Raw genomic sequence first — 16,855 nt, forward strand, 5'->3', positions numbered from 1 at the left:
AATAAAACTTAGATCTTTTAAATTCTATATTACACAACATCAAGGCACTAAAAAACAATCATATACGTTTGTTAAACTTATAACCTTAATCAATTACAATAATGAAAAAAATTAACATTATGCTTGTGTGCTTTTTAGCACTAAATTTTTTCTCTTGTTCGTCTGATGATGACTCATCTGTAAAAAATAACGACGCAGAAATTAATGCTCAAGAAAATGAACCTTTAGAAATAAACAAAGTAAGCTCCGCATTAATTATAGAAGGTGCTACTAAAAAAACTGGATCGCTTACTCCTACTGGTGGTTTAGAGTTTACTATGGATTATAGCAAACAATCTGCTTTTCAGCAGAACGGATTTGAAATTGAATTTAATTCTGCGTCAAATTATACTGGCGTTTATATACAGTTAAAAGATGAAAACGGAATGGCAGATTCTTATTTTGATGTTCCTAGATCTGAGATTTATATTTCTGGTAAAGGAGACCAAACTAAAAAAGATAAAGGCTTTCTAAAAGGAAAATCTGCTGGCAAAGAAAATGATGCTGCTATTGAAGTAAACCTTGAAGAAAGTGTTACAGCAGGTACTTTTTGCTATGTTATTTGCTTGTATGATAGTGAAGGCAACATTAGTGAACCTACAGAAGTTTGCGTAACGGTTGAAGCTTGGGGTGGTAATAGTGATTTAGTTGGCACTTGGAATTTCACAAAAGACATAGAAGATGGTAAAGAGACAAAAGTAAATGAAGTAAAGTGTTATAATTATAATGCAGATATATGTGAAATTGAAACTGCTGTGAATAATTGTGATACTATAAATTCTTTAAAGCTTGAACTTAATAGTGATGGTACATACGAATTAAATGAGGCCTCTTTAGAAAAAAATATAAATTGGGAAGCAAGTAATCAGAATTGTCAAGCTATTTATGAAGAGTCTAATTACACTTACAAAGCTATTGGTAAATGGGCTTACAGTAAAGACGGTACACTTACTTTATTAACATTTTCTGATACAGAAACGTATGATGAAGAAGTATATGATGATATTTATGAAAATGGAGATATCGATATAAACGATAAAATTACATTAAATGGATCATCTTTAATTGTAAATATTCCAGATACAGATGACAATGGGAATATATTTTTTGATCAGTATTTCTTTGAAAAGGAATAACTAATCTAAAATCAGAAGATTAACAAATTATTAGCCCAAACTATATTTTAGTTTGGGCTTCTTTATTTATATACTTACCACTTAAAATATACGAAATAACTTACATACTTATACTAAATTAGTACTACATTCGTTCATTTAACTTATAACCTTAATCAATTATTATAATGAAAAAGATTAACATTATGCTTGTGTGCTTTTTAGCACTAAATTTTTTCTCTTGTTCGTCTGATGATGACTCGTCTGCAAAAAATAACGACGCAGAAATTAATGCTCAAGAAGACGAACCTTTAGAAATAAACAAAGTAAGCTCTGCATTAATTATAGAAGGTGCTACTAAAAAAACAGGATCTCTTACTCCTACTGGTGGTTTAGAGTTTACTATGGATTACAGCAAACAATCTGCTTTTCAGAAAAACGGATTTGAAATTGAATTTAATTCTGACTCAAATTATACTGGAGCTTATATACAGTTAAAAGATGAAAACGGAATGGCAGATTCTTATTTTGATGTTCCTAGATCTGAGATTTATGTTTCTGGAAAAGGAGAACAAACTAAAAAAAATAGAGGCTTTTTAAAAGGAAAATCTGCAGGTAAAGAAAACGATGCTATTATTGAAGTAAACCTTGACGAAAGTGTTACAGCAGGTACTTTTTGCTATGCTATTTGCTTGTATGATAGTGAAGGCAACATTAGTGAACCTATAGAAGTTTGCGTAACTGTTGAAGCTTGGGGTGGGAAAAGTGAGCTAATTGGATCCTGGAACCTCACCAAAGAAATAGAAGATGGAGAAGAACTTAAAGTTAATGAAGAAAATTGTTTTAATTTTGATACTACAGTATGCGGACAAGAAGTTACAGTAGGAGAATGTGATAGGATAATTTCTTTAACTATAAAATTTAATTCTGATGGAACTTATGAAGGAAACAACTCTACATTTGATAGAATATTTAATACAGAAAAAAGTGAAGCTGCTTGTGACGTAGTTAATGATGAAATAGATGGCTCTTATAAAAGCACTGGTAAATGGGCTTATAATGAAGAAGAAAATATACTAACTATAATTTCTTTTTATGCAGTAGAAACTTATGATGGAGAAATAGAAACATATAATAATAAAAGCGGTAAAGTAGATATTAACGGTTCTGTTACAATTTCTGATTCTTCTTTAAAAATTGTAGATATCTACTCCTATGGTGATGAAGAAGTTGAAATCTCTGAATACTATTTTAATAAAAAATAAGAATATTTTACCAAAAAATATATTCAGAAATAATTAAAAGCCCAGACTATGTTTTAGTTTGGGCTTTTTTTAATATTTTTCTCTATTTACTTCGTTCACCTACAAATTGGTCTTCTTTGCTTTTAAATAACACATTAAAAGACGTTAAGCTACCATAAATACGTGTAATATATTGTTGCAAGTCTATCTTTTCCTGATCTACAAGGTTTTTACTTGCATTAATTTTTTGCTCCATTACTCTAATTCTGTCACGAACCATAACTATTTTATGAAAAAAAGTATCAATAGGTATTTCTTTATTTGCAGATTTACCATCTCCTGGCTCTAATACAAGAGTTCCTTTTTTCCATTTATCAGCAATTGGTGTTATGCTAGATGCATCACTCCATTTTCTTAATATTGCAATTAAAGAGTTTTCTACGTCAGAAAAACTAACACTGTCCACTTCATCTTCTACAGCTTCAATCACCTCAAAATCAGCATCAACATCTATCGTTTCTAATCCGTTTTCTATAAAAGTAACCCAATAATGTTTGCTGGTGACATTGGTAACCACACCTTTTCCTAATTCATTATGTTGTATTCTAGAGCCTATTCCTAATAATTGCATTCTTCTGTATTTTTTAGTTAATACTGCTAAAATATAATTACGTTATTAATTAACAAAAACTAAATAGACGCAATTATTAAATTAAAATCCAAAATCGTAACTTAGCAACTTTGCCAAATTAGTAGATGATTACATACGAAGAAAACATAGAGGTAAAAGGTGCACGTGTGCACAACCTTAAAAATATAGACGTTACAATACCTAGAGAAAAGCTTGTTGTTATTACTGGCTTATCTGGTAGTGGTAAGTCTTCATTGGCTTTTGATACCATTTATGCTGAGGGACAACGTAGATATATAGAAACTTTTTCTGCTTACGCTCGTCAGTTTTTAGGTGGTTTAGAACGTCCAGATGTAGATAAAATAGATGGTTTATCTCCAGTTATTGCCATAGAGCAAAAAACAACTTCTAAATCTCCAAGGTCTACAGTAGGCACTATCACAGAGATTTATGACTTTCTAAGATTACTTTTTGCACGTGCTGCAGATGCTCATAGTTATAATACCGGAGAAAAAATGGTTAGTTATAGTGACGCTCAAATAAAAGAGCTAATTATAACAGATTTTAAAGACAAAAAAATAAACGTTCTTGCTCCTGTTATTAAATCTAGAAAAGGTCATTACCGTGAGTTGTTTGAGCAAATTGCTAAACAAGGATTTGTAAAAGTAAGAGTAGACGGCGAAATTGTAGACATTGTTAAAGGTTTAAAATTAGACCGTTACAAAGTACATGATATAGAGATTGTTATAGACAGGTTAAAAATATCTGATAACGCCGATCTAGACAAACGTATTACAGAAACCATAAATACAGCAATGTATAGTGGTGATAATGTATTAATGATTTTAGAAGAAGGTAAAAAGGAACCTCGCTATTTTAGTAGAGATTTAATGTGCCCTACTACAGGTATATCTTACCCAAAACCAGAGCCAAATACATTTTCTTTTAACTCACCTAAAGGTATGTGTCCTAGCTGCAGTGGCTTAGGTCATAAATACCAAGTTAACACCACTAAAATTTTTCCGGATACTAAATTATCTATAAAAGAAGGTGGTATAGCTCCTCTAGGAAAATATAAAAGTTCTTGGGCTTTTAAACAGTTAGATGTTATTGCGCAACGTTACAAGTTTAAACTAACAGATCCTATTTCTAAAATACCAGAAGAAGCTATAGAAGTTATTTTAAATGGTGGAAACGAAACTTTTGAGGTAGACTCAAAAACCTTAGGTATAAAACGAAACTATAAAATAGAGTACGAAGGTATTTCTAACTTTATTGAAAGTCAATACAATGAAGCTAACTCTGCTCCTATTAAACGTTGGGCAAAAGAGTTTATGGATAAAGTAGTTTGTCCTACCTGTGAAGGCTCTAGACTACAAAAAGCATCTTTATATTTTAAGTTTGATGATAAAAATATTGCAGATTTAGCAACTATGGATATTGTAGACTTAACAGATTTTTTTAGTAAAGTTGATAAAAAGCTTACTAAAAATCAACTTAAAATTGCTGAAGAAGTCATTAAAGAAATTAAAACTAGACTACAATTTTTATTAAATGTTGGTTTAGACTATTTATCATTAAATAGAAGCTCTAAATCCTTATCTGGTGGTGAGGCACAGCGTATACGTTTGGCTACTCAAATAGGATCACAACTAGTAGGTGTTTTATATATTTTAGATGAACCAAGTATTGGATTACACCAAAGAGACAACGAGCGTTTAATTGCCTCTTTAGAAGCATTAAGAGATATAGGAAACTCCGTTATTGTTGTAGAACATGATAAAGATATGATAGAACGTGCAGACCACGTTATAGATATTGGACCAAAAGCTGGCAAACATGGCGGACAAATAATTTCTGAAGGAAAACCAGAAGATTTAAAAAATTACAATACACTTACTGCTGATTATATTACAGGTAAGAGAGAAATTTCCGTTCCTAAAAAACGAAGAAAAGGAAATGGTAAAAAAATAAAACTAACGGGTTGTACCGGCAACAATTTGAAAAATGTTTCGGTAGAATTTCCTTTAGGTCAAATGATTGGAGTTACAGGTGTTTCTGGTAGTGGTAAATCTACCTTAATTAATGAAACCCTCTACCCTATTTTAAATGCCTATTATTTTAATGGTGTAAAAAAACCAATGCCGTATAAAAAAATTACAGGTTTAGAACATATAGACAAAGTAATTGATATTAACCAGTCTCCAATTGGTAGAACCCCTCGTTCTAACCCAGCAACATATACTGGTGTTTTTGGAGAGGTGCGTGCATTATTTGCAAAAACGCAAGAAGCAGCTATAAGAGGCTACAAACCAGGTCGTTTTAGCTTTAATGTTACTGGCGGTAGGTGTGAGACTTGTCAAGGTGGTGGTTTGCGTGTTATAGAAATGAACTTTTTACCAGATGTTTACGTAGATTGTGAAACCTGTAATGGTAAACGTTTTAATAGAGAAACTTTAGAAATTAGATACAAAGGAAAATCTATTGCAGATGTGCTAGAAATGACCATTAATGAGGCGGTAACATTTTTTGAAAACATCCCAAAAATTAATCGCAAATTAAAAACCATACAAGATGTTGGTTTAGGATACATTTCTTTAGGGCAACAGTCTACAACTTTATCTGGTGGAGAAGCACAACGTATTAAGTTAGCCACAGAGTTATCTAAAAGAGATACTGGTAACACATTTTATATTTTAGATGAACCTACAACAGGATTGCATTTTGAAGATATACGTGTATTAATGGAAGTTTTAAACAAATTAGTAGACAAAGGAAATACGGTTTTAGTTATAGAACATAATATGGATGTAATTAAAATGGTAGATTATATTATAGATATTGGTTACGAAGGTGGCCGTGGTGGCGGTAAGTTAGTTGCTAAAGGTACACCAGAAGAAATCATCAAAGACAAAAAAAGCTACACAGCTAAATTTCTTAAAAAAGAATTATAACATTAAAAATAATGCATACAGAGTAACGTATGCAGGTAATAAATTAGAATAGAATGAGAAGAGAAAAACACCCAAAAGGCTGGAACGAGATAAAAACAAACGATTCTTGGGCCTTATTTAAAATAATGGGAGAATTTGTACACGGATTTGAAAAAATGAGCGCCATTGGCCCTTGTGTTTCTGTATTTGGATCTGCCCGTACAAAAGAAGGTTCTAAATATTATGAACTAGCTGTAGATGTAGCAAAAAGTATTGCAGAAGCCGGTTACGGTGTTATTACTGGTGGTGGACCAGGTATAATGGAAGCAGGTAACAAAGGTGCACATTTAGCTGGTGGTACATCTGTTGGCTTAAATATAGAATTACCTTTTGAACAGCATGACAACCCATATATAGATCACGATAAAAGTATAAACTTTGACTACTTTTTTGTTAGAAAAGTAATGTTTGTAAAATATTCTCAAGGTTTTGTTGTAATGCCTGGCGGATTTGGAACATTAGATGAGCTTTTTGAAGCTATTACTCTTATACAAACTAATAAAATTGGTAAATTTCCAATTATACTTGTAGGTACTACTTTCTGGACAGGTTTAATAGACTGGGTAAAAGATACTATGCTTAGCGAAGGTAATATTAGTGCTAAAGATTTAGATCTTATAAAAATAGTAGATACCGCCGATGAAGTTGTAGAAATAATTGATGCTTTCTACAAAGGACATGATCTAAGTCCTAACTTCTAAAGTTATATGATAGCATTAAAATTTAAAAATAATGTAATGTATACAGCAATAGGAATTCTTTTCTTTTGCTGTATACAACTACATGCACAACATACAACTGTTATTAATGCTAACTTGGATACTTCTTGCCATGAAATAACCATAGAGCAAGAGTTTAATTATAAAAACACATCAAAAGACACATTAGAAGTTTTATATTTTAATGATTGGCCTAACGCTTATTCTAGTAAAAAAACTGCATTAGCTAAGCGCTTTGCTGAAGAATATAAAAAAAGTTTACACTTAGCTAAAGCTAAAGAAAGAGGTTATACAAACATATTAAGAGCTAAAGATGGCAAAGGAAATAAATTAGCAAACAAGCATACTAAAAGTAAAGACATTTTAATGTTTATACTTAACAAGCCTCTTGCCCCAGACACCACATTAACTTTAAAAATAAATTACAAGGTTCAATTACCGCCAAACAAATACACCAAGTTTGGATATAGTAATGATAGTACCTATTATCTAAAAGATTGGTATTTAACACCTGCTTCATACAAAGACAAATGGCAGCTATATTCTAATAAAAACTTAGAAGATCTACAAACAGACGCTACAACTACAAAACTTTATCTTACTATTAATAAAGATTTTTTTGTAACTACAAACCTTAACAAAACTAACGAGTATAGCGTTAATGGAAATAAAACCATCGTAATAGATGGTAAAAACAGAAAAAGTGCTGAAGTAATTTTAAGCAATCAAAAAAAGTTTGTTACACATATTACTCCAGATTTAACTTTAGAAACAGATTTTAAATCAAAAAAATATCCAGAAATATTACAAGGAATTTCTATAAACCGAGTTACTAAATATATAAAAGATAACTTAGGCGAATTTCCACATAAAAAACTACTTGTAAGCGAGCTAGACTACAAAAAAAATCCATTATATGGCATTAACCAACTACCATCTTTTATAGTTCCTTATTCTGAAGAATTTAATTACGAGCTTAAATTACTTAAAACATCCTTATATAACATTTTAGATGAAAGTGTACACTTAAACCCTAGAAAAGAAAAATGGGTTACAGACGCTATAGTTAATTATTTAATGATTACTTATGTTGATGAATATTATAATGGACAAAAACTATTAGGCAAGTTTTCAAAAATTTGGGGAGTAAGAAGTTTTGAAATTGCTAAGTATGATTTTAATGATCAATATGCATTAATGTCTATGCTTACAAGCAGAAAAAACTTAGATCAACCACTAACTGCTTCAAACGATTCTCTAATAAAATTTAATCAGCAAATAGCAAACAGCTATAAATCTGGTTTAGGTTTAACCTATTTATCTGAATACATTGGGTATGATAATGTAAAAAATAGTATTAAAGATTTTTACAAGAATTACAACCAAGAAAAAGTTTCAACTAAAGATTTCGAAAATATTTTAAAAAAATCTACAGATAAAAATATCGATTGGTTTTTTAATGAATTCATCTCTACTAATGATAGAATAGATTTTAAAATAAAAAATATTGAAAAAACTGAGGACTCTTTAAAAATAACTGTAAAAAACAAAACATCAACTAATTTACCTATTTCTTTATTTGGTTTAAAAAAAGATTCTATAGTATCTAAATATTGGATATCTAATATTATAAATGAAAAAAATATAACCATTCCAAGAAATGGAGAAGATAAGCTAGTATTAAATTACGACAAAAAAATACCCGAATACAACCAAAGAAATAACTGGAAGTCTTTAAAGGGCTTTTTGGGAAGTAATAAAAAATTACGTTTTCAATTTTTTAAAGATGCTGAAAACCCTTATTACAACCAAATTTTCTATAACCCAGAAATAAGATTTAATGCTTATGATGGGCTAACTCCATCTATTAAACTACATAATAGTACTTTACTAGACAGACCTTTTACTTTTTCAATAGCACCCGCTTACGCCACTAAAGAAAACTCTTTAGTAGGGTCTGGTAATTTCACAATTAGAGATCAACATAAAAACAAAAACTTATTTCTTACTACCTACGGATTTAGTTATTCTACATTTCACTTTCAAGAAAATTCTAGATATACAAAAATAACTCCTTCTTTTGGTTTAGGTTGGAGACCAAAAGATTTAAGGTCTAACAGAAGTCAAAGTTTTTTTATGCGCTACATAAGTGTTTTTAGAGATTTTGATGAAAATATTATATTAGATACCGAGTTTGAACCGGATTATAGTGTATTAAATGCCAGGTTTAGGGATACTAATAACGGATTAATAAATTATTTATCATGGTTTGCAGATGCACAATATGCAGGTAACTTCTCTAAACTATCTTTTGATCTAGAATACCGTAAACTGTTTCAAAACAACAGGCAATTAAATGTTAGGTTTTTTGCAGGTAAATTTATAAGCAATAATACCGACTCTAATTACTTTAGTTTTGCTTTAGACAGACCTACAGATTATTTATTTGATTACGCATACTTAGGAAGATCTGCTTCTACAGGTATTTATAGTCAGCAAATAATTATAGCCGAAGGCGGATTTAAATCTAAATTAGAGAATCCTTTTGCTAATGATTGGATAGCAACAACAAATGTAAGCACCAATATTTACAAGTGGATAGAAGCCTATGGAGATGCTGGCTACATAAAAAACAAAGGAGCCAAAGCTAATTTTGTTTATGACACTGGTATACGCCTAAACTTAGTAACAGATTATTTTGAGTTATTTTTTCCTATGTATTCCAACAACGGATGGGAAGTATCACAACCTAATTATGGAGAAAAGATAAGATTTATTGTAACCTTAAGTCCAAAGTCCTTAACTGGGTTATTTACAAGAAAATGGTTCTAATTAAATAACATATATTTAATTTAAACTGTATTTTTTAAGTATTTCATAATTTGAAACACCTAAATAGATCTTATTTTATTAAATATTCAATAACATATCGTTCTCATCTATTGCAAAAACCAATCAAATTTGGTACTTTTGCAGAAATATAACTTCGTAAGCTATGAGCGTAAAACCACAAACAAAAGACGATATTTCTTTCGACGATTTTAAATCGCAAATCATTAAAGATTATGAAGTAGCCGTATTAAGTAGGGAGTGTAGCTTGTTAGGAAGACGAGAAGTCTTAACTGGTAAAGCTAAATTCGGAATATTTGGTGACGGTAAAGAGCTACCGCAATTAGCAATGGCTCGTTCTTTTAAAAATGGAGATTTTAGAAGTGGGTATTACAGAGACCAAACTTTTATGATGGCTTTAGGTTTACTAAACGCAAAGCAATTTTTTCACGGGTTATATGCAACTACAGATATCACTAAAGATCCTATGAGTGCTGGTAGACAAATGGGTGGTCATTTTGGTACACATAGTTTAAATGAAGATGGTAGTTGGAAAAATTTAACAGAACAAAAAAATAGTAGTCCAGATATTTCTCCTACAGCAGGACAAATGCCAAGGTTATTAGGTTTAGCACAGGCATCTAAAATATATAGAAATGTTTCTGGTATTGACGCCACCAATTTTTCAAACAATGGTAATGAAGTTGCTTGGGGTACAATTGGTAATGCAAGTACTAGTGAAGGTCACTTTTTTGAGACCATAAATGCTGCTGGTGTTTTACAAGTACCAATGGTAATTAGTGTTTGGGATGATGCTTATGGTATTTCTGTACACGCAAGACATCAAACTACAAAAGAAAATATTTCAGAAATTCTTAAAGGTTTTCAAAGAGATGAAGACAATAAAGGCTACGAAATTATAAAAGTTAATGGCTGGGATTATACAGCATTAATTCACGCTTACGAAAATGCTTCAGAAATTGCTAGAAACGAGCACGTTCCTGTACTTATTCACGTAAATGAATTAACACAGCCTCAAGGACACTCTACGTCTGGTTCTCATGAAAGATACAAATCTCCAGAACGTTTAGACTGGGAAAAACAAAACGATTGTAACAAACGTTTTAAAGAGTGGATTTTAGAAAACAACATAGCAAAAGAAGAAGAATTATCTGCTATAGATAAAGAAATAAAAAAAGAAGTACGTACTGCTAAAAAAGAAGCTTGGACAGAGTTTATTAGCCCTAATAAAGAAGCTAAAAAAACATTAGTAGTTCTTTTAGAGAATGTGGCAAGTAAAAGTCCTAACAAAAATTTTATTGCAAAAATTAAGAACGATTTAATTGCTATAGAAGAACCTATTAAAAGAGATTTAGCATCTAGCGCAAGAAAAACATTACGTTATTTAATTGGTGAAGATACAGCAGAAAAACAAGCGTTAATTAATTGGATTTCTTCATATATTGATGAAATACAACCAAAATATAGCTCTCATCTTTATAGTGACTTGCCAAACAAGGCAACCAATATAGAAGAAGTAAAACCAGTTTACTCTGATGAATCAGAGACAGTAGATGGTAGAGTTATTTTAAGAGATAATTTTGATTATATATTTGGTAACAACCCTGAAACACTAATCTTTGGTGAAGATGCCGGTGCTATTGGTGATGTAAACCAAGGGTTAGAAGGTTTACAAGAAAAATATGGAGAATTTAGAGTAGCTGATACAGGAATTAGAGAAGCTACTATTATTGGTCAAGGTATTGGTATGGCACTTAGAGGCTTAAGACCTATTGCTGAAATTCAATATTTAGATTACTTAATGTATGCTTTACAGACATTAAGCGATGATTTAGCAACTTTACTATACCGTACTGTTGGTAAACAAAAAGCTCCATTAATAATTAGAACAAGAGGTCATAGATTAGAAGGAATATGGCATTCTGGTTCGCAAATGGGAGGTTTTATTCATTTATTAAGAGGTATGCACATTCTTGTTCCTCGTAATATGGTAAAAGCTGCTGGTTTTTATAATACACTATTAAAGTCTGACGAGCCTGCATTGGTTATAGAATGCCTAAACGGTTACAGGTTAAAAGAAGAAAAACCAACAAATTTAGGTGAACACTGTACTCCTATTGGTGTTGTAGAAACTGTTAAAGAGGGTACAGATATTACTGTACTATCATACGGATCTACTTTACGTATTGTGGAACAAGTTGCTAAAGAGTTACTAGAAGTTGGTATTGACATAGAAGTAATTGATGCACAAAGTTTACTACCTTTTGATATTAATCATGACGTTGTAAAAAGTGTACAAAAAACCAATAGGTTATTGGTTGTAGATGAAGATGTACCAGGAGGTTGCTCTGCTTATTTATTACAAGAAATAACAGAAAAACAAGGGGCTTACAAGTATCTAGACAGTATGCCACAGGCTATAACTGCTAATGCACACAGACCAGCTTATGCAACAGATGGCGATTATTTTTCTAAACCTAATGCAGAAGATATTTTCGAAAAAATATATGCTATAATGCATGAAGCTAACCCAGCTAATTTTCCAAAACTTAGGTAATTGTTGTAAATAACACTTTTTGTCTATTTTTATTTGATTATTAGTGATAATTTATCGTGTATTCAAAAAAATATTTCTAAATTTGAGATACATAGAATTTTTTTATCCCCGAGCCTAATAATGAGAGATAACATTAAGACAAATATAGGATTGGCACTACTGCGTATTGTGCCATCTGCAATGATGCTTACACACGGAATACCAAAATTACAGAACTTTTTTAGTGGTGATGAAATAAAATTTCCAGACCCTATAGGTATAGGAGCTAGTCCTTCTTTATTTTTAGCAGTCATAGGCGAAGTTTTATGCCCAATATTTATAATATTAGGTTACAAAACTAGATGGTTTGCTGTGCCAGCAGCCGTAACAATGTTAATTGCTGCTTTTGTACAACATGCTGCAGATCCTTTTAGTGTAAAAGAAATGGCTGTACTTTACCTTCTGTTTTTTATGATAATATTTTTATTAGGACCTGGTAGATTTAGTGTAGACGGTAAATAATTAAAAAACTTTTACTAAAAGTTCTTTAAGTAAATCTGCCTGAGACATATTATAAGCTCCAACTCCTTTACCTTTTAAATCTAAATCTCGTAAAGTAGATATAATTCCGCTTACTTTTTTCATTGGAAAGTTTTTTGCTGCTGTTTGGTATTCTCCAACAAAATAAGGGTTTACCCCTAAAACTCTTGCAACATTTCCTTTAGAGCGGTCTTTTAATCCGTGATATTGTAGTATTTGAGTAAAATAAGTATGTAATACTGTTACTGTTACTAAAAACGGATTATCCTTAGGGTTTTGGGCAAAATAATTTACTATGCGCGCAGCTTTTAATGTGTTGCGTTCCCCTATTGCTTTTTTAAGTTCAAAATTATTAAAGTCTTTACTAATACCTATATGCTTCTCAATTGTAGCAGGAGTAATCTCTGTATCTTTTGTAATTACAATTTTAAGTTTTTCTAACTCATTATTTATCTTACTTAAACTAGTACCTAAATACTCTACTAATAATTGAGCAGCAATTGGAGTTATAGTATAACCACTTCCCTTAAGTACTTTTTTAATCCAATCTGCTACTTGATTTTCGTATAATTTTTTACTCTCAAATAAAACACCGCTTTTTTGTACTGCTTTATATAGCTTTTTACGCTTGTCTAATTTTGCGTACTTATAACATATTACTAAAACTGTAGTTAATTGCGGATTATTAGCATAACTAGTCAAGTTATCTATAGTTCTAGACAAATGCTGAGCCTCTTTAATTACAACAACTTGTTTTTCTGCCATCATTGGGTAACGTTTGGCATTGGACACAATATCATCTACAGTAACATCCTTACCATAAAGTACCATTTGGTTAAAACCACGCTCCTCCTCTGTTAATACCATTTTTTCAATGTACTCAGATATCTTATCTATATAGTAAGACTCCTCTCCCATTAAAAAATAAATAGGTTTTACGTTTCCGTTTTTAATATCGGAGATTAGTTTTTTTACTTCGTCCATTTAAAAAAAATCATCAAATTTGCAGTATGCAGAAGCTAAATTTTACTACACAAAACTTCCGTTTCAAAAATAGCGAAAATAAAGTCTATATTTTTGATGTGATAAGAAAAAAATTTGTGGTATTACAACCTGAAGAATGGGTAAGACAACACGTGGTACATCATCTTATTTATCAAAAAAAATACCCAATAAGCCTTATAAATGTAGAAAAACAGCTGGTAATTAACAACTTAAAAAAAAGATACGATGTTGTTGTTTTTAACACAGACGGAAGCATAAATATTTTGGTTGAGTGTAAAGCTCCCGAAATAAATATTACACAAACTACCTTTGACCAAATTGCACGTTACAATATGCAATTAGACGCTAATTATTTAATGGTGACTAACGGTTTAAATCATTTTTACTGTCAAACAAATATAACAGAAGATAATTATGAGTTTTTACGTGATATTCCTGATTTTAACCGTTAAATTTGTACAAGAACTTATAAGAAAAGTAAGATTATATTATGCTTAAAATCGCTGTTGTTATTCTAAACTGGAATGGTGTAAAACTACTAGAACGTTTTTTACCGTCGGTACTAGAGTTCTCTGACAATCATAAAATATATGTTGCAGATAACGCATCTACAGATACATCTATAGCATTTATAAAAAAAAAACTACCCAACTGTACAAATTATACAAAACACAACTAACGGTGGTTATGCAAAGGGATATAATGATGCTTTAAAACATATAAATGAAGATGTATTTTGCCTACTTAATTCTGATGTAGAAGTAACTCCAAACTGGTTAACACCTATAGCTAATTATTTTACAAGTGATACTGAAACAGCTATTATACAACCTAAAATATTAGACTTAAAAAAGAAAACTCATTTTGAGTATGCAGGTGCTGCCGGTGGATATATAGATAGCTTAGGCTACCCTTTTTGCAGAGGTAGAATTTTTGATACTTTAGAAGAAGACAAAGGACAATACAATGATACTGTTCCTATTTTTTGGGCAAGTGGCGCTTGTTTATTTATACGTAAATCTACTTTTACTTTGTTAGGTGGTTTTGATGAAGATTATTTTGCTCACCAAGAAGAAATAGATCTATGCTGGCGAGCACAAAATATGGGACTGAAAATTATGTATGTAGGAGCTTCAACTGTTTATCATTTAGGAGGTTCTACACTTAATGAAATGAATCCAAAAAAAACATTTTTAAACTTTAGAAATTCTCTATTTAGTATTGTAAAAAATATACCTTTTTACAAGGCATTTTTTATAGTTATGGCAAGGTTGTTGTTGGATGGTATAACAGGTTTGCGTTTTATGTCACAAATGCGATTTTCTCATTGCTTAGCAATCATTAAAGCACATTTTAGTTTTTATTGGAACTTACCTAAAACGCTTAAAAAGAAGCAAGTAAAGAATAAAACAAAAAAATATTATCAAATTAAATCCATTGTGTGGGCTTATTTCGTAAATGGTAATAAAGAATTTAACAATTTAGTAAAAGATTAACTAAATTAAAGTACCAATAGATAGAACATTTTATATAATTTTGAAACAAATAACAATTAATAGTAATATGAATATGAAAAAGATTTTTTTAGGAGCTTTAGGAGCTACAATATTATTATCTTCTTGCGTGTCGCAAAAGAAATATGCGGAGTTAGAAGCAAAAAATAAAGAAACTGAAGATTTATTAAACTCAGCAACTGTTAAATTAAACAGCTGTATATCAGATAAGGCAACTGCAGATGCAAGGTTAAGAACTTTAGAAGATCAGAACGATTTTCTTAAAGCAAACAACCAAGTGCTAGTTGACAATATGGGTAACCTAACAGATTTATCTGCTAAAGGTGCTGAAAACTTAGAAAAATCTTTAGAGAGCTTAAAAGAAAAAGATTTAACAATACGTAAATTAAACGATGCTATTACACGTAGAGATTCTGTTAACTTATCTTTAGTACAGAGTTTAAAAGGTGTTCTTGGTAACTTAGATGATGAGGATATTGAAATTAGCGTAGAAAAAGGTGTTGTTTTTGTTTCTATATCTGATAAATTATTATTTAGCAGCGGTAGTTACAACGTAGCAACAAGAGCTAAAGAAGTTTTAGGTAAAGTTGCACAAGTAGTAAACAATAAGCCAGATTTTGAATTTATGGTAGAAGGTCATACTGATGCTGTACCTTACAGAAAAGGCGTTTTATTAGATAACTGGGATTTAAGTGTTAAGCGTGCAACTGCTGTAGTTCGTATATTACAAAAAGAGTATGGTGTAGATCCTAAGCGTATGACAGCTGCAGGTAGATCTCAATACATACCTGTATCTTCTACAGATAAAGCTAAAAACAGAAGAACAAGAATTGTAGTTCTTCCTAAAATTGATCAATTCTATAGTATGATCGAAGAAGGAATGAAAGATCCTGCAATAAACAACTAGTAATACACTTTATTACAATAGAAAAGCCTCGCATTTTGCGAGGCTTTTTTTATTAGGTAAAACTTATATTATATTTATTATTAAAATATATCTATATTTCCTTTCCCCTCTCTTATAATTTCTGGCTCACCTTCTGATAAATCTACTACAGTAGACGCTGTATTATCTCCGTAGCCACCATCTATAACAATGTCAACTAAATTATCCCACTTTTCATAAATTAACTCAGGGTCTGTAGTATACTCTAACAACTCATCTTCATCTCTAATAGATGTAGACACAATAGGGTTACCCAGTTCTTGCACCAACGCATTTGCTATAGAATTATCTGGTACACGTATACCAACAGTTTTCTTCTTTTTAAAATCTTTTGGTAAGTTATTATTACCAGGAAGTATAAATGTATAAGGACCAGGCAAAGCCCTCTTTAGTATTTTAAAAGTTGCTGTATCTATTTGTTTTACATATTCAGACAAATTACTTAAGTCTGCACAAATAAAAGAAAAATTAGCTTTAGCCAATTTTACACCTTTTATACGCGCTATTTTTTCTAAAGCTTTAGTGTTTGTTATATCACAACCTAAACCATACACTGTATCGGTTGGGTATATAACCAATCCGCCTTTTTTTAAAACATCTACAACCTTTTTAATTGCAGTGGGATTGGGGTTGTCTGGATATATTTTAATAAACTGAGCCATAATTTATTGTTTTTTAAAAACTGATTACAGTAATTTTCCTTGCTAATATTAGTCTTGTATT

12 protein-coding genes and 1 pseudogene are annotated in these 16,855 nt (G+C 30.8%); 10 read left to right on the plus strand and 3 right to left on the minus strand.

All coding sequences use genetic code 11. The features are described from left to right. The first annotated feature begins 101 nt into the window (after nucleotides 1-101). Nucleotides 102-1,175 carry a copper resistance protein NlpE gene (locus AX016_RS13440; RefSeq protein ID WP_232732629.1) on the plus strand — a complete coding sequence of 358 codons (1,074 nt, stop codon included), beginning with the start codon at nucleotides 102-104 and terminating at the stop codon, nucleotides 1,173-1,175. A 167-nt stretch (nucleotides 1,176-1,342) separates the two neighbouring features. Beyond that, nucleotides 1,343-2,419: a hypothetical protein gene (locus AX016_RS13445; protein WP_232732630.1), complete on the plus strand. Its 1,077-nt coding sequence runs from the start codon at nucleotides 1,343-1,345 to the stop codon at nucleotides 2,417-2,419. Between the two features lie 82 nt (nucleotides 2,420-2,501). Here the strand turns inward: AX016_RS13445 and AX016_RS13450 are convergent, their stop codons facing one another. Then, nucleotides 2,502-3,029 (minus strand): hypothetical protein, encoded by a 528-nt coding sequence (locus AX016_RS13450; protein WP_100896097.1) that lies wholly within the window; start codon nucleotides 3,027-3,029, stop codon nucleotides 2,502-2,504. Between the two features lie 125 nt (nucleotides 3,030-3,154). Here AX016_RS13450 and uvrA point away from each other — a divergent pair, with 125 nt between their 5' ends. The 5 genes from uvrA to AX016_RS13475 all read left to right on the plus strand — a co-directional run bounded on the left by uvrA (nucleotide 3,155) and on the right by AX016_RS13475 (nucleotide 12,649). Further along, entirely contained in the window at nucleotides 3,155-5,983 is a 2,829-nt protein-coding gene (uvrA, locus tag AX016_RS13455) for an excinuclease ABC subunit UvrA (RefSeq protein ID WP_100896098.1), read from the plus strand. Nucleotides 5,984-6,036: 53 nt separating this feature from the next. Further along, nucleotides 6,037-6,723 carry a TIGR00730 family Rossman fold protein gene (locus AX016_RS13460; RefSeq protein WP_100896099.1) on the plus strand — a complete coding sequence of 229 codons (687 nt, stop codon included), beginning with the start codon at nucleotides 6,037-6,039 and terminating at the stop codon, nucleotides 6,721-6,723. A gap of 6 nt (nucleotides 6,724-6,729) precedes the next feature. Beyond that, complete coding sequence (locus AX016_RS13465) at nucleotides 6,730-9,573, plus strand: metalloprotease (RefSeq protein WP_100896100.1); 2,844 nt, start codon at nucleotides 6,730-6,732, stop codon at nucleotides 9,571-9,573. A gap of 163 nt (nucleotides 9,574-9,736) precedes the next feature. Then, the gene (locus AX016_RS13470) at nucleotides 9,737-12,148 is read left to right on the plus strand and encodes an alpha-ketoacid dehydrogenase subunit alpha/beta (protein ID WP_100896101.1); all 2,412 of its coding nucleotides are present in this window, start codon (nucleotides 9,737-9,739) and stop codon (nucleotides 12,146-12,148) included. 120 nt (nucleotides 12,149-12,268) lie between these two features. Continuing rightward, the gene (locus tag AX016_RS13475) at nucleotides 12,269-12,649 is read left to right on the plus strand and encodes a DoxX family protein (protein ID WP_100896102.1); all 381 of its coding nucleotides are present in this window, start codon (nucleotides 12,269-12,271) and stop codon (nucleotides 12,647-12,649) included. Here the strand turns inward: AX016_RS13475 and holA are convergent, their stop codons facing one another. Continuing rightward, complete coding sequence (holA, locus tag AX016_RS13480; protein ID WP_100896103.1) at nucleotides 12,650-13,651, minus strand: DNA polymerase III subunit delta; 1,002 nt, start codon at nucleotides 13,649-13,651, stop codon at nucleotides 12,650-12,652. Nucleotides 13,652-13,677: 26 nt separating this feature from the next. Between holA and AX016_RS13485 the strand changes: the two genes are divergently transcribed. The 3 genes and pseudogenes from AX016_RS13485 to AX016_RS13495 all read left to right on the plus strand — a co-directional run bounded on the left by AX016_RS13485 (nucleotide 13,678) and on the right by AX016_RS13495 (nucleotide 16,093). Beyond that, nucleotides 13,678-14,124 carry a type I restriction enzyme HsdR N-terminal domain-containing protein gene (locus tag AX016_RS13485; RefSeq protein WP_100896104.1) on the plus strand — a complete coding sequence of 149 codons (447 nt, stop codon included), beginning with the start codon at nucleotides 13,678-13,680 and terminating at the stop codon, nucleotides 14,122-14,124. 38 nt (nucleotides 14,125-14,162) lie between these two features. After that, nucleotides 14,163-15,168 (plus strand): annotated as a pseudogene (locus AX016_RS13490) (glycosyltransferase family 2 protein). Between the two features lie 73 nt (nucleotides 15,169-15,241). Then, a complete protein-coding gene (locus AX016_RS13495; RefSeq protein ID WP_100896105.1) occupies nucleotides 15,242-16,093 on the plus strand; it encodes an OmpA/MotB family protein in 852 nt (283 codons plus the stop codon). A gap of 80 nt (nucleotides 16,094-16,173) precedes the next feature. Here AX016_RS13495 and AX016_RS13500 read toward each other — a convergent pair whose 3' ends face one another. Beyond that, a complete protein-coding gene (locus AX016_RS13500; RefSeq protein WP_100896106.1) occupies nucleotides 16,174-16,794 on the minus strand; it encodes an L-threonylcarbamoyladenylate synthase in 621 nt (206 codons plus the stop codon). Between the last annotated feature and the right edge of the window lie 61 nt (nucleotides 16,795-16,855).

The organism is Cellulophaga sp. RHA19 (assembly GCF_002813425.1).
In the GTDB taxonomy this organism is placed as follows: Bacteria; Bacteroidota; Bacteroidia; order Flavobacteriales; family Flavobacteriaceae; genus Cellulophaga.